Source organism: Paraburkholderia hospita (genome assembly GCF_002902965.1).
Taxonomy (GTDB): Bacteria; Pseudomonadota; Gammaproteobacteria; order Burkholderiales; family Burkholderiaceae; genus Paraburkholderia; species Paraburkholderia hospita.
Map to the genome: position 1 here is coordinate 310,390 of NZ_CP026105.1, position 25,096 is coordinate 335,485.

General features: G+C 61.2%; 22 protein-coding genes and 1 pseudogene. 17 read left to right on the forward strand and 6 right to left on the reverse strand.

Translation table 11 applies throughout. The features are described from left to right. Window positions 1-115: 115 nt before the first annotated feature. Window positions 116-1,345, forward strand: a complete 1,230-nt coding sequence (locus tag C2L64_RS01330; protein ID WP_007577744.1) for a D-alanyl-D-alanine carboxypeptidase family protein — start codon at window positions 116-118, stop codon at window positions 1,343-1,345. Window positions 1,346-1,434: 89 nt separating this feature from the next. Continuing rightward, window positions 1,435-1,704, forward strand: a complete 270-nt coding sequence (locus C2L64_RS01335) for a DUF493 family protein (protein ID WP_007577743.1) — start codon at window positions 1,435-1,437, stop codon at window positions 1,702-1,704. A 31-nt stretch (window positions 1,705-1,735) separates the two neighbouring features. On the opposite strand, the gene C2L64_RS01340 is transcribed toward C2L64_RS01335, so the two are convergent. After that, the gene (locus C2L64_RS01340) at window positions 1,736-2,755 is read right to left on the reverse strand and encodes a transcriptional regulator GcvA (protein WP_007577742.1); all 1,020 of its coding nucleotides are present in this window, start codon (window positions 2,753-2,755) and stop codon (window positions 1,736-1,738) included. Between the two features lie 98 nt (window positions 2,756-2,853). Here C2L64_RS01340 and C2L64_RS01345 point away from each other — a divergent pair, with 98 nt between their 5' ends. The 4 genes from C2L64_RS01345 to C2L64_RS01360 all read left to right on the forward strand — a co-directional run bounded on the left by C2L64_RS01345 (window position 2,854) and on the right by C2L64_RS01360 (window position 7,720). Next, the gene (locus C2L64_RS01345; protein WP_007577741.1) at window positions 2,854-3,180 is read left to right on the forward strand and encodes a DUF2917 domain-containing protein; all 327 of its coding nucleotides are present in this window, start codon (window positions 2,854-2,856) and stop codon (window positions 3,178-3,180) included. Between the two features lie 73 nt (window positions 3,181-3,253). Next, complete coding sequence (gene lipB / locus C2L64_RS01350; protein WP_007577740.1) at window positions 3,254-4,036, forward strand: lipoyl(octanoyl) transferase LipB; 783 nt, start codon at window positions 3,254-3,256, stop codon at window positions 4,034-4,036. Window positions 4,037-4,049: 13 nt separating this feature from the next. Beyond that, complete coding sequence (gene lipA / locus C2L64_RS01355) at window positions 4,050-5,051, forward strand: lipoyl synthase (protein ID WP_007577738.1); 1,002 nt, start codon at window positions 4,050-4,052, stop codon at window positions 5,049-5,051. Between the two features lie 986 nt (window positions 5,052-6,037). After that, the gene (locus C2L64_RS01360) at window positions 6,038-7,720 is read left to right on the forward strand and encodes a Na/Pi cotransporter family protein (protein ID WP_086914660.1); all 1,683 of its coding nucleotides are present in this window, start codon (window positions 6,038-6,040) and stop codon (window positions 7,718-7,720) included. Between the two features lie 18 nt (window positions 7,721-7,738). Here the strand turns inward: C2L64_RS01360 and C2L64_RS01365 are convergent, their stop codons facing one another. Continuing rightward, window positions 7,739-8,512, reverse strand: coding sequence for a DeoR/GlpR family DNA-binding transcription regulator (locus tag C2L64_RS01365; protein WP_090834947.1), 774 nt, complete (start codon window positions 8,510-8,512; stop codon window positions 7,739-7,741). Between the two features lie 437 nt (window positions 8,513-8,949). Between C2L64_RS01365 and ugpQ the strand changes: the two genes are divergently transcribed. From ugpQ to C2L64_RS01405, 8 genes are all read left to right on the forward strand, one after another. After that, window positions 8,950-9,714, forward strand: coding sequence for a glycerophosphodiester phosphodiesterase (gene ugpQ / locus C2L64_RS01370; protein WP_007577732.1), 765 nt, complete (start codon window positions 8,950-8,952; stop codon window positions 9,712-9,714). A gap of 85 nt (window positions 9,715-9,799) precedes the next feature. Further along, the gene (locus tag C2L64_RS01375; RefSeq protein WP_007746007.1) at window positions 9,800-10,906 is read left to right on the forward strand and encodes an ABC transporter substrate-binding protein; all 1,107 of its coding nucleotides are present in this window, start codon (window positions 9,800-9,802) and stop codon (window positions 10,904-10,906) included. A gap of 107 nt (window positions 10,907-11,013) precedes the next feature. After that, complete coding sequence (locus C2L64_RS01380) at window positions 11,014-11,955, forward strand: ABC transporter permease (protein ID WP_090834948.1); 942 nt, start codon at window positions 11,014-11,016, stop codon at window positions 11,953-11,955. After that, a complete protein-coding gene (locus C2L64_RS01385; RefSeq protein ID WP_035986861.1) occupies window positions 11,952-12,743 on the forward strand; it encodes an ABC transporter permease in 792 nt (263 codons plus the stop codon). Before C2L64_RS01380 ends, C2L64_RS01385 begins: the two co-directional genes overlap by 4 nt. A gap of 20 nt (window positions 12,744-12,763) precedes the next feature. Further along, window positions 12,764-13,837, forward strand: a complete 1,074-nt coding sequence (locus C2L64_RS01390; RefSeq protein ID WP_007577728.1) for an ABC transporter ATP-binding protein — start codon at window positions 12,764-12,766, stop codon at window positions 13,835-13,837. Between the two features lie 350 nt (window positions 13,838-14,187). Continuing rightward, entirely contained in the window at window positions 14,188-15,468 is a 1,281-nt protein-coding gene (locus C2L64_RS01395) for a dicarboxylate/amino acid:cation symporter (protein WP_007577727.1), read from the forward strand. Window positions 15,469-15,471: 3 nt separating this feature from the next. After that, complete coding sequence (locus tag C2L64_RS01400) at window positions 15,472-17,535, forward strand: sensor histidine kinase (RefSeq protein WP_090834949.1); 2,064 nt, start codon at window positions 15,472-15,474, stop codon at window positions 17,533-17,535. Between the two features lie 31 nt (window positions 17,536-17,566). Then, complete coding sequence (locus C2L64_RS01405; protein ID WP_007577725.1) at window positions 17,567-18,922, forward strand: sigma-54-dependent transcriptional regulator; 1,356 nt, start codon at window positions 17,567-17,569, stop codon at window positions 18,920-18,922. 84 nt (window positions 18,923-19,006) lie between these two features. Here C2L64_RS01405 and C2L64_RS01410 read toward each other — a convergent pair whose 3' ends face one another. After that, window positions 19,007-19,531, reverse strand: a complete 525-nt coding sequence (locus tag C2L64_RS01410) for a TlpA disulfide reductase family protein (protein ID WP_007577724.1) — start codon at window positions 19,529-19,531, stop codon at window positions 19,007-19,009. Between the two features lie 195 nt (window positions 19,532-19,726). On the opposite strand from C2L64_RS01410, the gene C2L64_RS01415 reads away from it, so the two are divergent. Further along, window positions 19,727-20,323 (forward strand): hypothetical protein, encoded by a 597-nt coding sequence (locus C2L64_RS01415; protein ID WP_244144483.1) that lies wholly within the window; start codon window positions 19,727-19,729, stop codon window positions 20,321-20,323. A gap of 333 nt (window positions 20,324-20,656) precedes the next feature. On the opposite strand, the pseudogene C2L64_RS01420 reads toward C2L64_RS01415, so the two are convergent. Together C2L64_RS01420 and C2L64_RS01425 are read right to left on the reverse strand one after the other, a co-directional pair. Continuing rightward, a pseudogene (locus C2L64_RS01420) lies at window positions 20,657-21,538 on the reverse strand (YifB family Mg chelatase-like AAA ATPase); the annotation flags it as partial. A 579-nt stretch (window positions 21,539-22,117) separates the two neighbouring features. Continuing rightward, complete coding sequence (locus C2L64_RS01425) at window positions 22,118-22,954, reverse strand: hypothetical protein (RefSeq protein ID WP_143055676.1); 837 nt, start codon at window positions 22,952-22,954, stop codon at window positions 22,118-22,120. A 247-nt stretch (window positions 22,955-23,201) separates the two neighbouring features. On the opposite strand from C2L64_RS01425, the gene C2L64_RS55820 reads away from it, so the two are divergent. Both C2L64_RS55820 and C2L64_RS55825 read left to right on the forward strand, forming a co-directional pair. Then, complete coding sequence (locus C2L64_RS55820; protein WP_256211176.1) at window positions 23,202-23,336, forward strand: hypothetical protein; 135 nt, start codon at window positions 23,202-23,204, stop codon at window positions 23,334-23,336. A 232-nt stretch (window positions 23,337-23,568) separates the two neighbouring features. Beyond that, window positions 23,569-23,694, forward strand: coding sequence for a hypothetical protein (locus C2L64_RS55825; protein ID WP_256211177.1), 126 nt, complete (start codon window positions 23,569-23,571; stop codon window positions 23,692-23,694). Window positions 23,695-24,112: 418 nt separating this feature from the next. Here C2L64_RS55825 and C2L64_RS01430 read toward each other — a convergent pair whose 3' ends face one another. Beyond that, a complete protein-coding gene (locus C2L64_RS01430; protein ID WP_143055677.1) occupies window positions 24,113-25,027 on the reverse strand; it encodes a hypothetical protein in 915 nt (304 codons plus the stop codon). Window positions 25,028-25,096: the final 69 nt, after the last annotated feature.

Consider the following 25,096-nt stretch of genomic DNA (forward strand, 5'->3'; position numbering starts at 1 on the left):
ACGCCGTGCCGCGCTTATGACACTCGCGCGCGGCGGAGTCTGCCCGTCCGGCATCACGCGAATCATCCGAACTGCGCATCCTGCGCACCAGCCCATTTCTGCCCGAATCGATCCTATGCGCTTTTCGAATCACGGCTCTTTCAGCCTTCCCAGCCTCGTTTCTTTCGTTCCGCAATCCGTCGCCAGCAAGCTGGCGCTGGGTCTTGCGCTGCCCGCCGCGCTGATTGCCGGCACCGCGTTCGCGCAGGTGCCGCCGCCGGGCGTGAACGCGCGCTCGTGGGTGCTCGTCGATGCAACCAGCAACCAGGTGCTCGCATCGGGCAATCCGGATGAACGCGTCGAACCGGCGTCGCTGACCAAGCTGATGACGGCTTACCTCACGTTCGAGGCGCTGCAGACCAAGAAGATCACGATGGACCAGTCGATCAATCCGAGCGAGGCCGTGCGCCGCGTGAGGAACGACGAATCGCGGATGTTCATCGAGGCGAACAAGCCCGTCACGGTGCACGATCTCGTCTACGGGATGATCATCCAGTCGGGCAACGACGCCGCTATCGCGCTGGCTGAGCTGGTGGGCGGCAGCGAGGCGCAGTTCGTCAACATGATGAACGCGGAAGCGCAAAAGCTCGGCATGAAGAACACGCACTTCGCCGACGTGAACGGCATGCCCGACGCCCAGCACTACACGACGGCGGGCGACCTCGCCATTCTGTCGGCGCGCCTGATCCGCGACTTCCCTGACTACTACAACATCTTCTCGGTCAAGGAATTCACGTATAACAAGATCAAGCAGCCGAACCGCAACCGTCTGCTGTGGATCGACCCGACTGTCGACGGCCTGAAGACGGGCCACACGCAAGCGGCTGGCTACTGCCTGATCGCGAGCGCGAAGCGTCCGTTGCCGGGCGTGCCTGATGCGTCGCGCCGTCTGGTGACGGTGATGATGGGCGAGCAGAAAGAACACGACCGCGTGCAGGACAGCCTGAAGATGCTGAACTACGGCTATTCCGCGTACGACGCGGTGCGCCTGTACAAGGCGAATCAGGTGGTCGAGACGCCGCGTGTCTACAAGGGCTCGCAGGATAGCGTGAAGCTCGGCGTCAAGACGGACCAGTACATCACGTTGCCGAAGGGCCTGGCCGACAAGGTCAAGCCGCAGGTCGAGCACGTCGACCCGCTGATCGCACCGATCGCCGAAGGTCAGCAGGTCGGCACGGTGAAGTTCGTCGCCGACGGCAAGACGCTCGCGCAGGTGCCGCTCGTCGCGCTGCAGGCGGTGCCACAGGCGGGTATCGTCGGCCGCGTGTGGGATTCGATGATGTTGATGTTCAACAAGAAGAAGTAAGCCGTAGACAAGAAGGAAACCTGCGGCTTGCTTTTTCGCCGCGCGCAGTCATATAGGCTGATTGCGTGCGGTGAGTAAAGGAGTCGAGGATGAATCCCGTGAACGAATCATTGATAGATTTTCCGTGTGATTTCCCCATCAAGGTGATGGGCAAGTCACACCCGGATTTCCAGACGACGATCGTCGAGGTGATCCGCCAGTTCGACGGCGGTTTCGACGCGGCGCGTATCGAAGTGCGGCCGTCGAGCGGCGGCAACTACACCGGTTTGACGGTGACGGTGCGCGCGCTGAATCGCGAGCATCTGGATGATATTTACCGGGCGTTGACCGGGCATCCGATGGTGAAGGTCGTGCTGTAATTGGTGTGACGGTGAGCGGACGAGGGCGCGCTCAGCGCTCCGTCTGCGCCGCCGGCTTCCGGACGTGCAATGCGTTCGGCTCAGCTTGTGTCTGTTTCTTTCCCTGCGTCTTATCCGTTGTCGAGCGGTTCGCGCTCGCGCTACATGCGCTCTCGAATAGTTGCTTGAAGCGCCCGACTTCGTCGAACACCCAATCGCGGAACGCCTTCACGCGAGCCGTCTGCAGCATCTGCGGCGTGCAGATGAAGTAATACTGCCACGGGCTCGGTCCGTCGATATTGAACAGCCGTACGAGCCGGCCTGCCGCGACTTCGTGCATCGCGAGCGAGCGGCGCGTCAGCGCGATGCCCTGGCCGTCGATGGCCGCCTGCAGCAGATTCGACGAGTCCTGATACAGCACGCCGCGCTTCGGTTCAGACCAGTCCGTGAGGCCGGCCGCGTCGAACCACGGACGCCATCGTTCGTCGTCGGAGCGTAAGAGCGGGACGTTGGCGAGATCAATGGGCATTTTCGGCAGATTGCCGCCGTTGAAAGTCGGCGAGCACGCCGGGAAGAACGTCTCTTCGAGCAGCAACTCGGCATGTAGCCCCGGATAGGGGCCGTAGCCGAAGCGGATTGCGCAGTCGACGTCGTCGCGGGCGAAATCGGTGAGCGAGTTGGTCGACAGCAGTTCGAGATCCCACTGCGGATTCGCCTCGATAAAGCTGCCGATGCGTGGCGTCACCCAGCGCGCCGCAAACGACGACAGCATCGACACGACCAGCCGCCGGTCGCGGTCGCCTGCGCGAATCTCGCGCGTCGCTTCCGCCAGCGAGATCAGCGCCGTGCGCACCTGCGCGGCATAGCGGCGGCCGATATCGGTGAGCCGCACGCGCTTGCCGTCGCGGGCGAAGAGCTTCACGCCCAGCTCTTCTTCGAGTGCGCGAATCTGATGGCTGACGGCGCCGTGCGTGACGTACAGCTCGTCGGCGGCACGCGAAAAGCTCTCGTGACGGGCGGCGGCCTCGAAGGCCTTGATCGCGTTCAGTGCAGGCAGTTGGCGGAGGTCCATCGCAATTTTTCTCACATAACGGTGAAAATTGATCGTTTGGCGTAAACCCTTGTCGCATATAGGATTGTAGCCATGAAACGATTTTTGGCGAGGCCATCATGCGAGAAATTTCCTCTAGCATCACGTTTGAGATCGTAGCCGGTGAAACCGTTCCGATGAAGATCACACGCAGCACGCGCCTGGCTGTTTCAGGCGGCGCGGTGTGGGTGACCCGCAGCGACGACGTCGAAGATTACTGGCTCGAACCGGGCAAGACGCTGCGTCTGCGGCGCGGCGAGCGGCTGTGGCTGTCGGTCGAGCGTGGCACGCAGGCGCGGGTTGCGTTTTACGTGCCGACGCGGCCGGAGCAAAAGGCGCTCAACTGGGCCGCGCGCGTCAGCGAACGCTTTGGCGCGTGGCTGCGCTCCGGATGGCGCACGGTCTGATCAGGGTTCCTGATCCCAGTTATTGCCCGCGTGGCCGGCGAGGCGCGCGGGATTTCGGTAAACTGCCGGGATCATGTGTGCCACGCCGGTTTCATCGTCCCCCGAGTCTTCGAGTTCCATCCAGCCGGACGCCGTTGCGTCCGACGCGGCGGCGCAAAGCGATTCTGCGCAGCCGGTGATCGTGCGCTGGCGAGGCTCGGAAGACTATCAGGCCAGCTTCGACGCGATGCGCGCGTTCACCGATTCGCGCACCGCTGAAACATCTGACGAAATCTGGCTCGTCGAACATCCTCCCGTTTTCACGCTCGGCCAGGCCGGCGATCCGGCGCATCTGCTCACGGCCGACAGCCGCATTCCGCTCGTCAAGGTCGACCGCGGGGGCCAGATCACGTATCACGGCCCGGGCCAGGTGGTCGCCTATCTGTTGCTCGATTTGCGCCGTCGCAAGCTGATGGTGCGCGAGCTGGTGACGCGGATCGAGCAGGCCGTGATTGACACACTCGCGGCGTATAATCTCGCCGGTGAACGCAAGGCGGGCGCGCCGGGCATCTATGTCGCGCCTGAGCAGCCGAACGCCGGATTGCACGTTGGCGCTAAGATCGCCGCGCTGGGCCTGAAAATCCGTAGCGGGTGCAGTTATCACGGCGTCAGCCTCAACGTGAAAATGGACCTGCAGCCGTTTCTCGCCATCAACCCGTGCGGTTACGCGGGGCTCGAAACAGTCGACATGGCGACGCTCGGCGTCGCAGTCGGCTGGGACGACGTAGCCCGAACCCTTGCAGCAAGCCTCATCGCCAACATCGACGGCATCCCCGCAGCCGTCGGCCTACCGCAGGCCGGTGCCATCACCGCCTGACTGGAACGAACGAATGACTGACGTTACCGCGAATCCCGCAGCCTCGAGTCCTGTCAACGCCGCCGCTCCGGCGCCCTACGACGCGACCGCCAAGCAGAAGGCGCAAGCCAAGACCGCGCGCATTCCGATCAAGATCGTTCCGATCGAAAAACTGAAGAAGCCTGACTGGATTCGCGTGAAGGCGGCGACGGGCAGTTCGCGTTTCTACGAGATCAAGCAGATTTTGCGTGAGCACAATTTGCATACGGTGTGCGAGGAAGCGAGCTGCCCGAACATTGGCGAATGCTTCGGCAAGGGCACCGCGACGTTCATGATCATGGGCGACAAGTGCACGCGCCGCTGCCCGTTCTGTGATGTCGGTCACGGCCGCCCGGATCCGCTCGATCCGGAAGAGCCGCTGAACCTCGCGCGCACGATCGCCGCGCTGAAGCTGAAGTACGTCGTGATTACGAGCGTCGATCGCGATGATCTGCGTGATGGTGGCGCGGCGCACTTCGTCGAGTGCATTGCGAAGACGCGCGAGCTGTCGCCGGAAACGCGCATCGAAATCCTGACGCCGGACTTCCGTGGCCGTCTCGATCGTGCAATCGGCATCCTCAACGCAGCGCCGCCCGATGTGATGAACCACAACCTCGAAACGGTGCCGCGTCTGTACAAGGAAGCGCGCCCGGGTTCGGACTATGCGCATTCGCTGAAGCTGCTGAAGGACTTCAAGGCGCTGCATCCCAACGTCGCGACGAAGTCCGGCCTGATGGTCGGCCTCGGCGAAATGGAAGAAGAAATCCTGCAGGTGATGCGCGACTTGCGCGAGCACAACGTCGACATGCTGACGATTGGGCAGTATCTGCAGCCGTCGGAGCACCATCTGCCCGTGCGTGCGTATGTGCACCCCGACACATTCAAGATGTACGAGGAAGAAGCGTACAAGATGGGCTTCACGCACGCGGCGGTTGGCGCGATGGTGCGGTCGAGCTATCACGCTGATGTGCAGGCGCACGATGCCGGCGTTGTGTGAGGTTTGTTTTTGTCTATTGGCAGATGCTGCCTGAGCTGGAAGTGCCCGCGTAAGCGGGCTTTTTTTTGTGGTTCATCGCACGTTGCTGGGTGTGTTTTTGCCTTTGCGTTGGCATCCGCGCATTGCCTTCGTGCTTCAAGCGTTGCCCCTGTGCGGGGCGGCACCTACTTTTCTTTGCCGCCGCAAAGAAAAGTAGGCAAAAGAAAGCGGCTCACACCGCCAACTCTTCTTCCTGCCTGAGGGCCCCCAAAGGTTCTTACCCTTCACACGGCAATCACGTGCCCCACGTTCGTTGCCAGCGCTCTAAATGAGCGCCTCACCCGCTTCACTTACCCGCGCTGCAGCATGCCGCGCCAGATATTCCACGGCCGCCCAGGTGGCAAACTGTGTGTAGGCCCAAGTGCTCCACACGTCTCACTTCGGACCGATTGCGCACGCGTTCCACGCTGTAAGAGCGTCAAGCTATACCCCGCGACAACCTACACACAGTTTGCCACCTGGGCGGCACATACCATTCGCTGCCGCTGGCCCGAGTACGGGTATCCGAAGCGGGTGAGGCGTTCGTTCGAAGCGTTGGCAACGAGCACTAACCAGGGCGCTGCCGTGTGAAGCGTGGGGACGTTGAGGGCCCGTGGATAAGAACAAGAACTGGCGGTGTTAGCCGCTTTCTTTTGCCTACTTTTCTTTGCGGCGGCAAAGAAAAGTAGGTGCCGCCCCGCACAGGGGCAACGCTAGCAAACCAGAAGCAAATCGCGGATGCCAGCGCAAAAGCAAGACAAAAACCACCAAAAGTGCGCGCGCAACAACAAACGACACAAGCACGCGCAGCCCCCTCTCTGTTGCAAAGGCCACAAAAAACAAAACGCACAAAACTACAACAACGCAATTCTATGCAACACTAGTCAGCATGAGATCCGGACGCATGCGTCCCGTGGCAACGGCGCAGGCATTCCGGGCGATCGCGGAAGTCCAGAAGCGTCGTGCCTATGTTGATCCTGTTGAACTTGCTGTCGGGTGTCGCATTGCTGGTGTGGGGCACGCATATCGTGCGCACCGGTATTCTGCGCGTGTGGGGCGCCGATCTGCGACGCGTGTTGGCGCGCAGCACCAATAGCCGCGTGAAGGCATTCGCCGCAGGTGTCGGCGTCACGAGTCTCGTGCAGAGCAGCAATGCAACGGCGATGATCGTCACGTCGTTCGCGGCTCAAGGCATGCTGCCGCTCACAAGCGGCCTCGCCATCATGCTCGGCGCGGATGTCGGCACGGCGCTGATGGCGCGCATTCTCACACTCGATCTGTCGTGGCTGTCGCCATTTCTGATCGTCTTCGGCGTGCCGCTCTTTCTCTCTCGCAAGCAGAACCGCCTGGGTCAGGTCGGCCGCACGGCAATCGGGCTGGGGCTGATTCTGCTGGCGCTGCATCTGATCGTCGAAACCGCGCAGCCGATGATGCACGGCGCTGGCGTGCGTGTCATGTTCGGCGCATTGACGGGCGACATGATGCTCGATGCGCTGGTCGGCGCGACTTTCGCCGTCATTTCGTATTCGAGTCTCGCAGCCGTGCTGCTGACGGCGACGCTCGCGTCGTCGGGCGTGATCTCGCTGAAGGTGGCGCTGTGTCTCGTGATCGGCGCGAACCTCGGCAGCGGACTGCTCGCGCTGGCGGGCACGGTCGCTCAGAACACGGCGGCGCGCCGGCTTGCGCTCGGCAGCCTCGCGTTCAAGCTGGCGGGCGCGTTGCTGATCCTGCCGTTCACATCGCTGCTCGCGCGTGGCTTGCCTGTCCTGATCAACAATCCCCGCGAATCCGTAGTCGGCTTCCATGTGATCTACAACACGCTGCGCTGCTGCGCGTGCATGCCGCTGATCGATGCCGTCGCGCGTGCGTGCTGCCGTGTGCTGCCCGAGCGGCCGGACCCGAACGGCCAGCTTCGTCCGATTCATCTCGACACCGCATCACTTGCGACGCCCGCACTCGCGCTCTCGAATGCCGCGCGCGAAGTGCTACGCATCGGCGATATCGTGCGGGCGATGCTCGACAACGTCTCGCATCTGATCCATCACAACGATCTGACCAAGGCACGCGACACGATCCGCATGGACGACGACGTCGATCATCTGTATGCCGAGGTTAAAACCTACCTCGCGCGCATTTCACGCGAGCAACTGGATGACGCCGACAGCCGCCGCTGGACCGACATCATCGCGCTGACGATCAACCTCGAGCATGCGGGCGACATCATCGAGCGCATCGTCACCGATATCGAAGAGAAGAAGATTGCGCACCGACTCGCGTTTTCGGAAGAGGGCTTGAGCGAACTCGACGATCTGCATACTCGTCTGGTCGGTAATCTGCAACTGGGTATGTCGGTGTTCCTGAACAACGACCTGCGTTGCGCGGAATTGCTGCTCGCGGAGAAAGAGCGCTTCCGCGATCTGGAGCGCGCGTATTCGTACAAGCATCTCGACCGGCTCGCGGGTCAGACATTGCGTAGCGTCGAAACGAGTGCGCTGCATCTCGACGTGATCAGCGATATGAAGCGGCTCAACTCGCTGTTCTGTTCGACCGCTTACCCGGTGCTCGATGCTGCAGGTGCGCTGCACGATACGCGTTTGCGCAAACGCATGCATGAAGAGGTGCCGGCCGTCACGGTGCCGCAACAAATGTGACGCATCGCACACGCGACATCAGGCAAGTATCACCTTGCCCACCTTGCGCTTGAGTTGCGTGAACGCCGCGACTTCCGTCGCCTTGCGGTTGGTGATCAGCAGATCGATCTTCTCGGGCGGGCAGTACGAGATGCGGCTGCGCTGGCCGATCTTGCTGTAGTCCGCGAGTATCACGACGCTATCCGCATTGGCGACCATCGCGCGCGCGACTTCTGTTTCCGCGCGGTCGTAGTTGCTGGCGCCATGCTTCGGATCGACGCCAACAGGCGACAGCAGCGCGAAATCCGCGCGATAGCGCTGGATATCGAGAATCGTCGTCTCGCCCGTGGTGGACAACGCGCGGTCGCTGATCGAGCCGCCCAACAGAATGACTTCGTTTGCTGACGACTCGCGTTTGTCCGGCGCGCCGCGCATCTTCATCGCGACATCGATCGAATTGGTGATGATGGTCAGATTGGCGAGCTTCGCGAGTTCATCGGCGAGCGCCGCCGTGGTCGTGCCGGCATCGATGAAAAGCGTTTGCCCGCTCGCGACCACACCCGTCGCCGCCTTCGCGATGGCCTTCTTCGACTTTACGTGCGCCTGCGCGCGTTCGGAGATGGGCGCTTCGTCGGCGGGCTTGATCGCGCCGCCATGCACGCGGCGCAACTCGCCGAGCGCTTCGAGATCGAGCAGATCGCGCCGCACGGTTTCGCGCGATACGCCCAGGTCCGCCATGATGCGCTCCGTCGACACGCGTTTGAGTGTCGAGAGCAGCGCGCGTATTCGTTGATGACGGTCTTCCTGCCACATGCGTATCGTCCCTCGCCTGGTCGTATTTGACGTTTTGCGTGCTGCTCGCGCTCTGCTCTTTGCACCGCTTGCTATACGCGCGTTTCGGTATAAACCACTACCAACGGAATATGTCGATGCGATGTCAAAATGCATGACAGGCGGGTTGCCTGTGTCCTTTGCGGTTGTATTTTTTTGGGAGCTTGCAACTTTGGGTATTTGTATTTAGCCTTCGCATTTTGAGACATTCGCGCTCGATTTGAAACATCGCGAACAGCGCATTTTCGAAAACGAAATGAAATATCCGCTGCGCAATGTTCCTGGCAAGCGGGATGTCGTGCATTGACAATGCTTGCGTTGCTTCGCGGAGGGAAGAGCATCCATTCGCGATCCTCAGAATAAGATACATCGGCGCACGCAGGCCGCAGTTCCATCAGATCTTTGTGAAGGCAAGCACGATGGGCAACGGGATCGATCAGGCATTAATCGCAGACTGGCCGTATCCACGGCTCGTCGCGCATCGCATCGGCGGCAAGCTCGCGCCGGAGAACACGCTCGCGGGCTTCGACATGTGCGCGCGCTTCGGCTACAAGATGATCGAGTTCGACGCGAAGCTCTCTTCCGACGACCAGATTTTCCTGCTGCACGACGACGACCTGGACCGCACGACCAACGGCCACGGCCCGGCCGCGCAACATACATGGCATCAACTGGCATCGCTCGATGCCGGCGCCTGGTTCGATCCGCGCTTCGCAGACGAACGGCTACCGACGCTTTCACAGGTAGCGGCGCGCTGCGCGACTGAAGCGATTGCAGCGAACATTGAAATCAAGCCTTGTCCTGGCCGCGACGAAATCACGGGGCGCCTTGTCGCGCTCGCGGCCAAAGACCTGTGGCGCGCGCAGAAGCCGCTCCTGTCGTCGTTTTCGTTCGACGCGCTGAAGGCCGCGCGCGACGCCGCGCCGTCGCTGCCGCGCGGCATGTTGTTCGAGGCGCTGCCCGACGACTGGCTCGCCATTGTGCGCGAACTCGGCTGCGTATCGCTGCATGCCGACCACAAGCATCTGACTCAACAGAACATCCGCGCGATCCGCGATGCCGGCCTGCGCGTGCTCGCGTACACGGTGAACGATCCGGCGCGCGCGCGTGAACTGGCGAAGTGGGGCGTTGACATGATTTGTACCGATCGCCTCGATATGATCGGCGCGGACGTCGTGAACTAGTCAAAAGCGTGCGCAAGCGCACATCGAAAGACGTCGACATGCAGTTTTCCTAACGTAGCAATTTTCGGCAGAGGATGAGAAAACTATGAAACCGACCACGTTGCGTTGTTTCATTTCGGCGTCGGCGCTGGCCGGCGTGGCCACCGCGGGGAATGCCGTTGCGGCGCCGCCCGATGCGCTCGTCGCAGCGGCGAAGCAGGAAGGACAGCTGACCGTGATTGCGCTGCCGCACGACTGGTGCGGCTATGGTCCGATGATCGCGGACTTCTCCAAGAAATACGGCATCAAGGTCAACGAGCTGAACCCGGACGCAGGTTCGGGTGATGAAGTGGAAGCGATCAAGGCGAACAAGGGCAACAAGGGTCCGCAGGCGCCCGACGTGATCGACGTCGGTCTGTCGTTCGGTCCGGCGGCGAAGGCGCAAGGTCTGCTGCAGCCGTACAAGGTATCGACGTGGAAGTCGATCTCGAACGAGAACAAGGATCCTGAAGGCTACTGGACAGGCGACTATTACGGCGTGCTGTCGTTTGAAGTGAACGCCGACATGATCGACAAGGTCCCGACCGACTGGGCCGATCTGCAAAAGTCCGACTACAAGAACGCTGTGTCGCTCGCGGGTGATCCGCGCTCGGCAAACCAGGCAATCCAGGGCGTGTACGCCGCCGGTCTTTCCGCTGCCAAGGGCGATGCGAGCAAGGCCGCGCAAGCCGGCCTCAAGTACTTCGCCGATCTGAACAAGAACGGCAACTTCGTACCGGTAATCGGCAAGGCCGCATCGCTCGCGCAAGGCACGACGCCCATCATCGTGCGCTGGGACTACAACGCGCTCGCCGATCGCGACACGCTGAAGGGCAACCCGAAGGTGCAGGTGGTCGTGCCGAAGACGGGCGTGGTTGCTGGCGTCTACGTGCAGGCGATCAGCGCCTACGCGCCGCATCCGAACGCCGCGAAGCTGTGGCTGGAATACCTGTACTCGGACGAAGGCCAGATCGGCTGGCTGACGGGCTATTGCCACCCGATCCGCTACAACGAGCTGGTGTCGCAGAAGAAGGTGCCGCAGGCGCTGCTCGACAAGCTGCCGCCCGCATCGGCGTACAAGAACGCGGTGTTCCCGACGCTGCAGCAGCAGGACGCGACGAAGGAAGTCGTGACGAAGCAGTGGGACTCCGTGGTCGGCGCGAACGTCAAGTAAGCGCAGCGTGATCCGGCGGTCCGGCGATGCGGGCCATGTGTTCGGTCCGCATCGCGCGCCGGATGGAACGGCGAGACGAAGCGGTTGAGTTTGTTCGAGGGTGAGTTATGAGCGCTTCATCGGGAGCCGGGCCGGGCGGTCAGGCGGACCTGCTGGTTCCGTCCGTGCCGCAACCTGCGCCGAAGGTCGACGGCCCGGGCCGGACGTCGCCTGTCTGGACATGGATCGGCGTGTTGCCGTTCTTCATTTTCGCGCTGCTGTTCCTGATTCTGCCGACGGGCTTCCTGATGGTCGGCGCGTTCCAGGACGCGCAAGGCCATTTCACGTTCGCCAACATGCGCGAGCTGTTCCAGGAAGGCGTGATGGACGCCTACTGGATCAGCTTCAAAGTCAGCGCGGCTTCGGCATGCGGCGGCGCGGTGCTTGGCTCGCTGCTCGCGTGGGCGGCCGTGCACGGCAAGCTGCCGGGCTGGATTCGTCCGACGCTGATGACGTTCTCCGGCGTCGCATCGAATTTCGCGGGCGTGCCGCTCGCGTTCGCATTCATCTGCACGCTCGGGCGCGTCGGTCTCGTGACAGTGCTGCTGAAGAAGTACGCGGACGTCAATCTCTATTCGACGGGCTTCAGCATCCTCAGCTTCTGGGGCCTGACGATCACCTACCTGTATTTCCAGATTCCGTTGATGGTGCTGATCATCACGCCCGCACTCGACGGCCTGAAGCGCGAATGGCGCGAGGCGTGCGATTGTCTCGGCGGCACGGCTTACCAGTATTGGCGCCATGTCGCGTTGCCCGTGCTGTGGCCGAGCGTGCTCGGCGCTACGCTGCTGCTGTTCGCGAACTCGTTCGGCGCGGTGGCGACGGCGTATGCATTGACGGGCAGCTCGCTGAACATCGTGACGATTCTGCTCTATGCGCAGATTCGCGGCGACGTGCTGCACAACCAGAACCTCGGCTATGCGCTCGCGCTCGGCATGATTCTCGTGACGGGGCTGTCGAACGGCGGTTATATCTGGCTGCGTTCGCGCGTTGAAAGGGGCCGTCGATGAACAAACAATCGCGCGTGGGCGCATGGACGGCGATGATCGTCGGTTCCCTGTACTTCCTGATTCCGCTGATCGCGACCTTCGAATTCAGTCTGCGCATGCGACGCGGCACGTACAGCTTCGATGCGTACAAGGTGGTGCTAGGCGACCCGCATTTTCAGGCGTCGTTCGGTTACTCGATTTTGATGGCGCTGCTGACGATCGTCGTCGGCGTGCTGCTCGTCGTGCCGACAGCGTACTGGGTGCAACTGCGCCTGCCGAAGCTGCGCGGCATCGTCGAGTTCATCACGCTGCTGCCGCTCGTCGTGCCTGCCATCGTGATCGTGTTCGGCTATCTGCGCATCTACAACAGCAGTTCGATCCTGCCGCTCACGTCGAACGAACGCGCGACCGACCTGCTGCTCGTGTTCGGCTACGTGACGTTGTCGTTGCCGTACATGTACCGCGCAGTCGATGCGGGCCTGCGCGCCGTCGACATCCGTTCGCTGACGGAAGCGGCCGAATGTCTCGGCGCGAACTGGCCGACCATTCTCTTCAAGGTGATCTTTCCGAATATCCGCTCGGGCATTCTGTCGGGCGCGTTTCTCACCTTTGCGGTCGTGATCGGCGAGTTCACGCTAGCGAGCCTGCTGGACCGGCCGGCGTTCGGCCCGTATCTGCAGCTGATCGGCGCGAACCGCGCGTACGAACCGTCGGCGCTCGCGATCATCGCGTTCGCGGTCACATGGGCGTCGATGGGACTGATACAGGTGTTCGGCTCCGCGCGCACACTCGCCGCGCAAAAACCCTGATGTTGAATTGAGGCATCGTCATGGCATTTCTTGAGATCGACAATCTGCACAAGGCGTTCGGCGCGAACACGGCGCTGCATCACTTCGACATGAAGATCGAGCGCGGCGAGTTCATCACGTTTCTCGGACCGTCGGGTTGCGGCAAGACGACGGTGCTGCGCATGATCGCCGGCTTCGAATCGCCGACGCGCGGCACGATCCGCCTCGACGGCCGCGACGTCACGCATCTGCGCACGCGGCAGCGCAAGGTCGGCATGGTGTTCCAGTCGTATGCGCTGTTTCCGAACATGACGGTCGCGGACAACATCGGCTTTGGACTGAAGATCGCACATCGTCCGCAAAGCGAGATCAAGAAGCGCGTCGACGAAATGCTGCAACTGATCAAGCTGCCGCATCTGGGCGAGCGGTATCCGTGGCAACTGTCGGGCGGCCAGCAGCAGCGCGTCGCGTTGGCGCGCGCGCTCGCGGGCAAGCCGCAAGTGCTGTTGCTCGACGAGCCGCTGTCGGCCCTCGACGCGAAGATCCGAATTTCACTGCGCCAGGACATTCGCGCGCTGCAGCGCGAACTCGGCATCACGTCGATCTTCGTCACGCACGATCAGGAAGAAGCGCTGTCGATATCCGACCGCATCGTCGTGATGAACGAAGGCCGCGTCGAGCAGGTCGGCACGCCGCTCGAAATCTACAACTTTCCGCGCACGCGGTTCGTTGCGTCGTTCGTCGGCACGTTGAACATCCTGTCGGGGCATGTGGTCGATCCGTCCACAGGCCGCATGGCCGTCGACGGCCAGGAATTGCACACCACGCAGGCGCTGCCCGCCGACGATACCGGCAAGAAACGGATGCTCGCGCTGCGTCCCGAGGCGATCGTGCTGGAACCACCCGTCGCGGGCCGCAACACGCTGACGGCGACCGTCGAAGACGTGAGCTTTCTCGGCGCGATCGTGCGCATCCGGACACGCGTGAAAGACGAAGTGATTTCGCTCGATGTCTTCAACGATCCGAACCGCCGTTTGCCCGAACGCGGTCAGCCGGTGGCGCTCGGTTTCTCGCACGAGAACCTGCTCGTGCTCGAAGAAGGCGCTCAGGGTTAGCCCTAAGCTTGATGGAGAAGGGCGTTCGGGATTCCGGACGCCCGGATTCCGGATTTCCGGAAACCCGGAAGTCTACGCACCTCAGCGTTTCCAAAGTATCTTAAAAATCAACGCACTAAGCGCGTTTTGCGCGCTGGCATCGACCTTGCAAAAAGAAAGCGCGGCCGCAACGGCCCGTCCACTACAAAGCAAGGAGACAACGATGCTCGAGTTCCTGTTCCGGTCCCTCTGATTTCGTCGTCTGTTCGCGGCTCTGTCTGCGCGCACGACGCACGTCAATTCGTTCGTCCATGCGATGCGTGGCCAGCCTCCGGTCCACCCAAGCCTTACTCCATTGCAGGAACACCATCGTGAAGAAACCTTTCTATAAAGTCCTCTACGTGCAGGTGATCGTCGCGATCATCATCGGCATTGCCCTGGGACACTTCTATCCCGCGCTCGCCACCGACATGAAACCGCTCGGCGACGGGTTCATCAAGCTCATCAAGATGGTGATCGGCCCGATCATCTTCTGCACCGTGGTGACGGGTATCGCGGGCATGGAAGACATGAAGAAGGTCGGGCGCGTCGGCGGCAAGGCGCTGCTGTACTTCGAAATCGTGTCGACGTTCGCACTCGTGCTCGGTCTCGCGGCCACGCACCTGTTGAAGCCGGGCGTCGGCTTCAACATCGACCCGGCCACGCTCGACGGCAAGGCAGTCGCGTCGTACGCCGCGAAGGCGCACGGCCAGACGACCGTCGATTTCTTCATGCATATCATTCCGGACACGCTGTCGTCGGCGTTCGCGCAGGGTGAAATCCTGCAGATCCTGCTGATCGCCCTGCTGTTCGGCGCGGTGCTGGCAACGGCAGGCGACAAGGGCAAGCCGGTGGTGAACTTCATCGAAAGCCTGTCGCACATCCTGTTCGGCATCGTGAAGATCATCACGAAGCTGGCGCCGATCGGCGCGTTCGGCGCGATGGCGTTCACGATCGGCAAGTACGGCATCGGCTCGCTGGTTCCGATGCTCAAGCTGATCGGCACGTTCTATCTGACGTCGATCGTGTTCGTGGTCGTGGTGCTCGGTATCATCGCGCGCATGGTCGGCTTCAACATCCTGCGCTTCGTCGCGTACATCAAGGAAGAGATGCTGATCGTGCTGGGCACGAGTTCGTCGGAAGCCGCATTGCCGCAACTGATGCTGAAGCTCGAAAAGCTCGGCTGCTCGCGCTCGGTGGTGGGCCTCGTCGTGCCGACGGGCTACTCGTTCAACCTCGATGGCACGAACATCTACATGACGATGGCCGTGCTCTTCATCGCGCAGGCAACCAACACCGACCTCACGTGGGGCCAGCAACTGACGCTGCTCGCGGTGACGATGCTGACGTCGAAGGGCGCAAGCGGCGTGACGGGCGCAGGCTTCATCACGCTTGCGGCGACGCTCGCCGTCGTGCCGACCATTCCGCTGTCGGGCATGGTGCTGATTCTCGGCATCGACCGCTTCATGAGCGAATGCCGCGCGCTGACGAACATCGTCGGCAACGGTGTGGCGACGATCGTCGTGTCGGCCTGGGAAAAGGAACTGGACCGTGCGAAGCTGCGTAGCGAGATGCGCCGCGATGTGTCGGTTAGCGAAGCGGCTGAGGTCTGAGCCATGAAAGCGGCGCCGCGGCAACACGGCGCGGCGCCGCATGCAACGCAGGCGCCGTCCGCGCAGACGCAAGCGCGTGCGGCAGCCGAAGCGCTCGACGAGTTCGACGCGTTCGGCGATGAGGAGCGATATGCCACAATAGGCGATCCTCATCGAACGACTCCCGCCATCGTGACGCGCCGCCTGTTGATCCTGTTCGCGCTCGTCGCCGGGCTCGTGGCGGCCTGCGGACTCACGTGGGCCATCACGTGGCAGCACGGCATCGATACGCTGCGGCGCAACGCCGCCGTCCGCGCCGACCGCACCACAGCCGCCCTCAAGAGCACGCTCGACCGCTACGAGTCGCTTCCCTATCTGCTCGGCGAACATCCCATCGTGCAAGACGCGCTCGCGTCGCCGGATGCGGACAACGTCGCGCGCGCCAATCAGTATCTCGAAGACCTCAATCGCCGCGCCCGTGCCAATGTCGCGTACATCGTCACGACATCGGGCCGCTGCGTGGCGGCGAGCAACTGGAATCAGCCCGACAGCTTCATCGGCCAGGAGTATCTGTTCCGGCCGTATTTCGTCGAAGCGGTGAAGGGCAGGGTCGGGCGCTTCTTCGGCATCGGCACGACTTCGCTCGATCCGGGCTACTACATCTCGCAACCGGTGCGCCGCGACGGCAAGATCGTCGGCGTGGCCGTGGTCAAGCTGAATCTCGAATGGTTCCAGGGCGCGGACGCGTCGGAGCCGCTCATCGTCACCGACGATCACGGCGTGATCTTTCTATCGTCGGTGCCTGCGTGGAAGTACCACACGGTCAAACCCCTAACCAGCGACGTGATCGCGTCGATCTTCGACACGCGCCAGTACGCGCGCCAGCCGATCGCGCCGCTGCCGATGTCGGTGGTGCGCACGCTCGAAGGCGGCGCGCAGATCGTGCGCATCGGCGGCGGGCGTAGCGGAAACTATGCGGCGCCGCGTTTTCTGGCATCGCAGCGCACGCTCGGCGAGCCGGACTGGCGTCTCATCACGATGGCGCCCATCGATCCCGTCAACGCCGACGCGCGTTACGCGACGATCGTGACGGGCTTCGGCTACGTGTCGCTGTGTCTGCTGCTGTTCTACTGGCGCATGCGCCGTGCGCGCGTGCGCGAAGTGATGCGCAGCCGCGCGCTGTTGCAGAAGGCGTATGCGGAACTCAACCAGCGCGTGGCCGAGCGCACGGCCGACCTGTCGCAGGCGAACGAGCAACTGACGAAGGAAGTGAGCGAGCGCACGCGCGCCGAACAGGAGTTGCGCGCCGCGCACGACGAACTGATTCAGGCGAGCAAGCTCGCCGCGCTCGGACAGATGGCGGCGGGCATCACGCATGAGCTGAACCAGCCGCTTGCCGCATTGCGCGGGTTCTCCGACAACACCCGTGTGTTTCTCGAACGCGGCGACCATGAATCTGCGAAGGAAAACCTCGAAGCGATCGCCGCACTCACCGAACGCATGGGGAAGATCACGAATCAACTGAAGCTCTTCGTCGGCCGGGCGCGGCCTCGCAATGCGCGCGCAGGCGTGGCGCGCGCTCTGCGTAATGTGTTGGCGCTGCTGCAGAAACGCTTGCAGGGCGTGACGGTCGAGGTATCGTTGATCGACGAGGGTGCGGCGCCCGTTCGTTTCAATCTCGACAGCGACGATCCGAAGCTCGTCGCGCATTGCGAAGATTTGCGGCTCGAACAGGTGCTGATCAATCTGCTTGGCAACGCGCTTGATGCGGTGGCAGGTATGCCTGCGCCACGCATTGCGATCGACGTGCAGACGTCGCAGGAATCGCTCGCGATCATCGTGAGCGACAATGGTCCCGGCATTCCCGACGACGTGCTGCCGCGTCTCTTCGAGCCGTTCTTTACGACGAAGGAAATGGGCCAGGGGCTGGGGCTGGGTCTGGCGATCTGTTCGTCGATTGCACGCGATTGCGGCGGCTCGCTCGTCGCGCGCAACAACGCGCAAGGCGGCGCCGAGTTCATGCTGACGCTGCGCCGCGCGCAGGCGCAGGCAACCGATATCGCGGGCTCCGTCACGACGGGCTCGTGATTCAAAGCGTATTCAAGGTGTGGGAAACACAATGATCAAGGGCTTGCAGGTCCTCTATATCGAAGACGACGAACTCGTGCGGCGCGCGAGCGTGCAAAGCCTGCAACTCGCAGGGTTCGACGTGGTCGGGCATGCGTCGGTGGAATCGGCGGCGAAGCTGATCAACGCGGAGTTTTCCGGCGTGATCGTCAGCGATATCCGCCTGCCCGGCGCAAGCGGCCTCGATCTGCTCGCGCAATGCCGCGAGCGCGCGCCCGACGTGCCCATCATTCTCGTCACGGGTCACGGCGATATTTCGATGGCCGTGCAGGCGATGCGCGACGGCGCGTACGACTTCATCGAAAAGCCGTTCCCTTCCGAGCGGCTGATCGAAACCGTGCGCCGCGCGCTGGAGCGCCGCACGCTGGTGCTCGAAAACCTCGCGCTGCGCCGCGAACTGGCGGAACAGGGGACGCTCGCGCCGCGCATCATCGGGCGCAGTCTCGCCATCGAGCAGGTGCGCAAGCTGATCGCGAACGTCGCGCCGACGGATGCGTCGGTGCTGATCAACGGCGATACGGGCGCGGGCAAGGAACTGATCGCACGCAGCCTGCACGAACTGTCGCCGCGCCGGGACAAGCCGTTTCTCGCGGTGAACTGCGGCGCGCTGCCGGAGCCGATGTTCGAGTCGGAGATGTTCGGCTATGAACCGGGCGCGTTTACGGGCGCGGCGAAGCGGCGCATCGGCAAGCTCGAGCATGCTTCCGGCGGCACGCTCTTTCTCGATGAAATCGAAAGTATGCCGCTCGCGTTGCAGGTCAAGCTGCTGCGCGTGTTGCAGGATGGCGTGTTGGAGCGGCTCGGGTCGAACCAGCCGATACGCGTCGATTGCCGCATCGTCGCGGCTGCGAAGGGCGACATGACCGACCATGTCGCGTCGGGCACGTTCCGGCGCGATCTGCTGTACCGGCTCAACGTGGTGACGATCGCGCTGCCGCCGCTGTCGGAACGGCGCGAAGACATCGTGCCGCTGTTCGAGCATTTCCTTCTGGATGCGGCCGTGCGCTATCAGCGTCCCGCGCCGATTCTCACCGACCGTCAACGCACGAACCTGATGCAGCGCGAATGGCCCGGCAACGTGCGCGAGCTGCGCAATGCGGCGGATCGCTTCGTGCTGGGTGTCGGCGACGACACGATCGCGGCCCCCGCCGACGATGCGCTGACGTCGATCACGCAGCCTTTGAAGGAACGCGTCGAGCAGTTCGAGCGGGCGGTGATCGCCGAAGCGCTGGAGCAGACGGGCGGTGCGGTCGCGGTGGCGGCGGACAGACTGCAGGTCGGCAAGGCGACGCTTTACGAGAAGATCAAGCGTTATGGCCTGGCGGCGCGTGGGGAAAGTGAGAGGTGAAGCTGGAGTGAGGTGCTGCTGACGGCGGGTGCGCTGTGAAGGATTCAGCGCGACGCCCGCCGTAGAAGAGAGAAATCCGGGCGATCAGGACGTGCCGAGGGCCTTTGCCAGCAACTGATCGAGTTCCGCGAACTGCGGCTCGCCGACATAGCGCTTCAGCACCTTGCCGTTGCGGTCGATCACGAACGTGGTCGGCGTGAGCTGAACGTTGCCGAACTGTTTCGCAGCCGTTCCGTCGTCCATCGCGACCTTGAACGGCAAACGGCGTGTTTCCGTGTAGTTCGTCACGTACATCGGCGCGTCGTAGCTCATCGCGACCGCGACGAACTCGAGCCCTTTGTCCTTGAAGCGGTTGTACGTCTGGACCATCTGCGGCATTTCCTTCATGCAGGTGTCGCAACTCGTCGCCCAGAAGTTGACGAGATAGACCTTGCCTTTCAGATCGGCCGTCGACACTTTCTGGCCGGACAGCAGCGTGAACGTCGCGTCGGGCACGTGCTGCTGGCTGCCGAACGCGAAGTAGCCCGCAACAGCGATCGCGCCAGCGACGACGGCGGCAGCGATGTAGCGGATCGGGCTCGAACGCCGGGAAACGTTGGTTTGGCTCATGAACAGACCTCGGGGAACGCGTGGAACACACGTCTTGAGGCGCTTTACAGCTGCGAGAACAGCAGCGGAAACGGGCGCCCCGGATACTGTCTCATATTGTACCGGCAATCTTGTGACGCAGTTGGCGGCGCGGTTAAGCCGCGAATAACGTCCGATAATGATGCTTTCCGTCACGTAGATTCCATTCGCCGCGTCATGCTCCGTTCCGCTCTCCATTCGTTCGTCCGCCGTCGTGGCTTGTTGTCCGTCCCCTTCCGTCCGCTGATAACAAAGGCCATCGTCGTCCTGTCGGCCGGCTGGCTGCTGGCCGCCTGCTCGCCGACCTACGACTGGCGCACGATCATGAACAACGACAACGGCTACACCGTCGACTTGCCCGCCAAGCCGACCACCGACCAGCGGCAGATAGACATCGGCGGTACGCCGATGAATATGTCGATGCAGATCGCCGAAGCGGACCACGCGGTATTCGCCGTCGGCACCGTCATGCTGCCGAGCGACGATCCACAGGTGCAGCGCATTGCGCTTGACTATCTGCGCTCGGGCCTCGCGCACAACCTCGGCTCAGCGCCTGATGCGCACGTGGCGGCGATTCCGCTCGCGGCAGGCGGCCAGGTGCAGGGTCTGGAAATGACGTTCAGCGGCAAAGCGGGGCCGAAACAGGAAACGCGCATCATGCACGCGCGCCTGGTCGCTAAGGGGCGGCATGTGTATCAGGCGGCCGTGATTGCGAGCAAGGAACCGCCGCCGGAACAAGTTGAGCAATTCTTCGGATCGTTCAAACTTTACTGATTTGGCGTCATACGGTCTGCTGCGGCGCACCGTTCCAAGTGAATGTTCCTTCGCACAAATCTTCGCTAATCTCGCGTTTACACGGGATTTTTTTTGTTACCCACAGGATCTGTGGATAACTTTGTTAGTAACTCTGTGCGGTAGGCCGCAAATGCCCATCGGACGGGCAGGTTGCCAGTTTGCCCTGAATCTTGGCATTTTGAAAAAGCCAATAAAATCAAAGGCATTCGCGAGATGCCTCACAACAGGCTTTCAGTTGTATCAAAATCTGTCACGCGGCCGTAAATGTGCATAAGTCAAGTCTTGACATGCATTTTTTGTCGTCTGCAGCATTTACTGAGCACCGAACGCCCGCCGATACTGAACCGCTTCGGAGACCTGCGCGGCATTCGGGACATCCTTGCCGGCCAGATCGGCGATGGTTCTCGCCACTTTCAGTACGCGGTAGTAAGCGCGCGCTGACCAGCCAAAGCGCTCGCCCGCTTCGCGCAGCAGACGTTCTCCATCGTCGTCGGGCCGGCAGACGGCGTCGACTTCCCGGCCGCTGAGTTCGCGGTTCGTCTTGCCTTGCCGCTGGAACTGGCGCTCGCGCGCGGCCTCGACCCGTTGCGCGATCGGCGCGCTTGGTTCGCCGGAAGCCGTCGAGCGAGCCGACAGTTCCGCTGGCGATAGCGCGGGAATCTCAATCTGAATATCGATGCGATCCAGCAGCGGCCCCGACAGTTTGCGCATATAGCGCGCGGCCACTTCCGGCGTGCACCGGCAGCGCCCGCCTGGGTCGCCGCGCCAGCCGCACGGACACGGGTTCATCGCGGCGATGAGTTGGCATGCGGCTGGAAAGTCGGCCTGGAGCGCGGCGCGTGAGATCGTGATGCGGCCATTCTCAAGTGGTTCGCGCAAATTCTCGAGTACGTGCCTGTCGAATTCGGGAAGTTCATCGAGAAACAGCACGCCGAGATGCGCGAGCGTGATCTCGCCCGGCTGTGGCGGATTGCGCCCGCCAACCAGCGCCGCAGCGCTCGACGAATGGTGAGGTGCGCGAAACGGCCTTTGCCGCCACTGAGCAGGCGTGAATCCAATCGCGCTCGCCGAGAGCAGCGCAGCGGATGTCAGCGCTTCGTCGTCGGTCATTGACGGCAAAACGCTGGGCAAGCGCGCCGCGAGCATCGATTTGCCCGCGCCTGGCGGGCCGATCATCAGCATATTTGGCCCGCCAAAACCCGGCGTTGGTTTTGAGGTTGCGGCCTGACTGCGTGCTCGAACAGTGTCCGGCGACGTTTTGAACAGTCATGAGGGCGTTTCGAATCGACGGCGCCTATCGGGCGCAACTGCAATGGGACAACTCTCGACCCGTTGCGGTTAGCGGCCTTGTTCGATAGCGGCCGTTCAACAACTCCTTCAGCGAGCCGAAGATTTGATAGAGCGGTTAGGCCAACAGGTTGTTCGTGCCGTAGTAGGAGCATGATCGACAGCGCGGCAATGCCGGAACATATCTCGAACAAATAAAAAATCACGCTCAGTTGTTTCGTCGTTGCGATCTCTACGTGGTCTCATCTGCGCGAGGGGATACCGTTTAGTCGCCACCGCCGACTGATACTAGCCTCTCGCAACCGGCGCAAGACGGGTCATTCTCAACCTTCTGCTGGTCCGGCAAATTCGCGTCACAAATCGAGCACCTCCAATGTACTCGGGCCCACGTCATTCGACGCGTGCGCGAATTCGTTGGCAAGTCTTTGACTTGTAACGACGCCCAGTCCAGTCAATTCCGTTCTCCAACAGCTCTATTTCTATGAGCTATTTTGAAAGTGCTAAACGTGCGTTGGGTTCCGGCGCGGGGTTCGCTTTAGCAGCAGCGATGAGGGCATTGTGCTCTTGATCGGCAGTGAGGCGACAGTTTCTCGCTAATTCGCCGATATTGTATTCCGTCCAGTCTGAACTTACCTCGTTTTGTCTGAGCCACGTCAGATCCGCATCGTTAGGAGAGAACATCTTTTGCGCGAGGGAGCGGCCGTCTGCCCCACGCGGCCTTAACAGCAGCGCGATATTTTGTGCACACGCCCGCGATTTGACGATCAGTAAGTTGAAAGAGTCTTGTTGCACTCCTCCAGCGTACCTCGGTTGTTCGCCACAGGCATTCGCCGGTTGATCATGCCTATCTTTGCTATAGGTCTCGTAAATTCCATTTACGCACTGGTTTGTGGAAGCGATGGTCCCCTGCAAGCTGTCAAGCGCTTCCACAAACACCAACGACCCGGTTTGTAACTCGTTCTCAAGCTCTATCGTCGCGTAACTATTCGCAACGATAGAGATGTATGCCTCGTCATATTTGTATTTCAACGTCCTGAGTTCCTCGGCGGGACGGTCGTGAAATACCGCATCGTATAGCAGGGTCGCGCGCGCATCCCATTCGCTAATAGAACGGGAAAACTGTTCAAGCGTTCGCTGATAGTAAGCGGCCTGAACGGTTCTCCGGGTCTCCGCAGTGTCCCGTTGATCGCGGAAATGTGCAAAGTAACTGCCGATCACAGTAGTCAGCAGGAAGCCAGCGATAAGGAGAGTGAAAGGATGACGGAAGAAGGCGTCCAGATTTCCAACTGGGCGTTGGGATCGGAAGCGGCGCACTGCGAACATGCGCTTTGCGGCGGCGGTCCGCCACGGCCCTTTTATGTGCATGGCTGCCCCCCCTTCCGTCGAGGCGAATGTCATAAATGATATTACAGCAAATGATGGCAGAGCGATTCGGGCTGCCCGCCGATGTCGGACGTAAGTAGTAGCGCTAACTTGCGGATTCGTCTTAGCGCAGGGAACTATCTCGGAGAAGGTAGCCAGTACGATAGCTGCCCGCCCCCTCGCTGGGTTTACTCGCGATGCAATAGACATGGATGTGGAAGTCAGCGCCGAGCAGCCGATCCCGAACCTGAAGTTCCGCTTCGGCCAGTCGATCATTCATCAAGCGAAGATGAGCGAGCTGCGGAACAGTCATGTCGCCAACTGCGCGATTGCATTGGTTTGACTTGGCCATAAGTCTCCGCGTTGAAAGGAGCCAATGCGACGAATCTTGCGACAGCTTCAGGACAGCGCGTGTCCAAGTAGCCTTAGACGCTGGGGCCGGGGTTTGACCGAACGTCGGACGACGTAGTGCATTTGGACATAGTGTGTCCATAAGCGGACGTATCGTTTCATGTAGTCCGTCACTGACTTTCACATAACGTTCCAATCCAGCCTACGACGTGGAGCCGATCAATATGCACAACAACAACTCGCCGCTTGAAAGCCTAGCCGCCTTTGCGATTACTTTCGCCGTCGGTATGCTGTCGACCATTGCCATGGGGAAGTACATCGAAAAGGTACGTCGAGACGCTTCGCAGTAGTGGCCGACAGTCGGCGAGCCGCGACGCGAAGGATGGCTCCCGGCGTTTACGTACATTGCCGTGCCCACACATAACGTGCGAAGGGCTGCTCACTCGGCTAGCGGTCGCCTCGGTGCCCCCTCGAAGACGACAGCGATTGGTCCTTCGTGGCCGATAGTTTTGCCGGTGGCGGGACGTTGAACTCATCTAGCGCTCATCTGCAGCGAGGCCACCTCTGGTTGCACGAGCGACCAAGGGCGAACGCAGGCGACGCTAGGCCGGTTACAAAAGGGGTTTAGTTGGCCACAAGGTAAGGATATTCGGTCCGCCAAAACCCGGATTTTGGCGCGCGGTATCGGTCCACAGCGTGTTCAAACGATGCCCAACGACGCCTAGATTGTTTACGCGCGCTACAAATAGAGCGCTGTCCGAGCCATTCTCAGTCAGTGTGGCCTGGATGCCGGTAGATCGTGTCGGAAGGGTTACGCATCGTCGTCTCGTCCGTCACGCCATAGAAGTAGTGTTCAAGGCGATGGCCAACGATTGCAGGTCTTGAGTTCAGATCGATCCTGCCCTTTGCCTCGATGTTCTTGGTCAACTGATATCCAACCGAATTCACGAGGACATCAGCAGCAAAGGTCAGCGAAGAATTTTCGCAAGCTATCGAATATGTAACATTGCGGAGTCGCTTAGTGAACTTGTCGATATCGCCCGTCATCGAGGACCTGCCAGTGAGCTCAATCGGCTCTTTCTTTTCGCGATCGTACGCTTTGATCGGAATCTCTTTGGGTTCGCCCAGGGACAGGAAGTTGTCCGCACGTTGTCTGAATTCGTCGAGAATCTTTTCGTCAAGCGTATCGGTGATTACCGAAAGATGTACGTTCGGGTCAAAAAAATCGAAGGCATACGCAACGGCTTTTCCAAAAACATGGTCAAACGCGACGGAAAGCAAACGCTCGTTCTCCGCGCGCCATGGAATGCTGATATTTGATCGACGACTGTCGCGAACTTGTTGTATCGATTCATTAGTGCGCTTGTTGTCGTTATGTAGCCCTTGCACATAGACGGCTTCATAGATCAACGAGAGCTCCCGGTCGTCGAAACAACCGAAGACATTCTGCCTAACGTGTTCTTGCTCGGAAACTGCAGCATCGGTTATATGAAGCTTCTTTTTTCCCGATACAGAAACGCCTGAACGGATCGATTCAAGAGCTTGTCGTGTTCGCTCTATATTATTCCCTCGCACGAAATAACCTGCGATGACCCCAAACTCACCGTCAAAACTTTCTTCTTTCGACGCGCGTCCTTTTGCGAGAGATTCGTCCAACACTAGATAAAGCTCGTTGCTCATCATGTCCTCTGGTTTAGACCGTATGAGCGATTTTACAGGTCGGGTCGAACGCATCCGCGCCGACGAGGACGC

Coding starts and splice junctions, on each gene's coding strand:
- C2L64_RS01330 (WP_007577744.1), top strand. CDS start 116: ATGCGCTTTTCGAATCACGGCTCTTTCAGCCTTCCCAGCCTCGTTTCT.
- C2L64_RS01335 (WP_007577743.1), top strand. CDS start 1,435: ATGAATCCCGTGAACGAATCATTGATAGATTTTCCGTGTGATTTCCCC.
- C2L64_RS01340 (WP_007577742.1), bottom strand. CDS start 2,755: ATGGACCTCCGCCAACTGCCTGCACTGAACGCGATCAAGGCCTTCGAG.
- C2L64_RS01345 (WP_007577741.1), top strand. CDS start 2,854: ATGCGAGAAATTTCCTCTAGCATCACGTTTGAGATCGTAGCCGGTGAA.
- lipB (WP_007577740.1), top strand. CDS start 3,254: ATGTGTGCCACGCCGGTTTCATCGTCCCCCGAGTCTTCGAGTTCCATC.
- lipA (WP_007577738.1), top strand. CDS start 4,050: ATGACTGACGTTACCGCGAATCCCGCAGCCTCGAGTCCTGTCAACGCC.
- C2L64_RS01360 (WP_086914660.1), top strand. CDS start 6,038: ATGTTGATCCTGTTGAACTTGCTGTCGGGTGTCGCATTGCTGGTGTGG.
- C2L64_RS01365 (WP_090834947.1), bottom strand. CDS start 8,512: ATGTGGCAGGAAGACCGTCATCAACGAATACGCGCGCTGCTCTCGACA.
- ugpQ (WP_007577732.1), top strand. CDS start 8,950: ATGGGCAACGGGATCGATCAGGCATTAATCGCAGACTGGCCGTATCCA.
- C2L64_RS01375 (WP_007746007.1), top strand. CDS start 9,800: ATGAAACCGACCACGTTGCGTTGTTTCATTTCGGCGTCGGCGCTGGCC.
- C2L64_RS01380 (WP_090834948.1), top strand. CDS start 11,014: ATGAGCGCTTCATCGGGAGCCGGGCCGGGCGGTCAGGCGGACCTGCTG.
- C2L64_RS01385 (WP_035986861.1), top strand. CDS start 11,952: ATGAACAAACAATCGCGCGTGGGCGCATGGACGGCGATGATCGTCGGT.
- C2L64_RS01390 (WP_007577728.1), top strand. CDS start 12,764: ATGGCATTTCTTGAGATCGACAATCTGCACAAGGCGTTCGGCGCGAAC.
- C2L64_RS01400 (WP_090834949.1), top strand. CDS start 15,472: ATGAAAGCGGCGCCGCGGCAACACGGCGCGGCGCCGCATGCAACGCAG.
- C2L64_RS01405 (WP_007577725.1), top strand. CDS start 17,567: ATGATCAAGGGCTTGCAGGTCCTCTATATCGAAGACGACGAACTCGTG.
- C2L64_RS01410 (WP_007577724.1), bottom strand. CDS start 19,531: ATGAGCCAAACCAACGTTTCCCGGCGTTCGAGCCCGATCCGCTACATC.
- C2L64_RS01415 (WP_244144483.1), top strand. CDS start 19,727: ATGCTCCGTTCCGCTCTCCATTCGTTCGTCCGCCGTCGTGGCTTGTTG.
- C2L64_RS01425 (WP_143055676.1), bottom strand. CDS start 22,954: ATGTTCGCAGTGCGCCGCTTCCGATCCCAACGCCCAGTTGGAAATCTG.
- C2L64_RS55820 (WP_256211176.1), top strand. CDS start 23,202: ATGGATGTGGAAGTCAGCGCCGAGCAGCCGATCCCGAACCTGAAGTTC.
- C2L64_RS55825 (WP_256211177.1), top strand. CDS start 23,569: ATGCACAACAACAACTCGCCGCTTGAAAGCCTAGCCGCCTTTGCGATT.
- C2L64_RS01430 (WP_143055677.1), bottom strand. CDS start 25,027: ATGATGAGCAACGAGCTTTATCTAGTGTTGGACGAATCTCTCGCAAAA.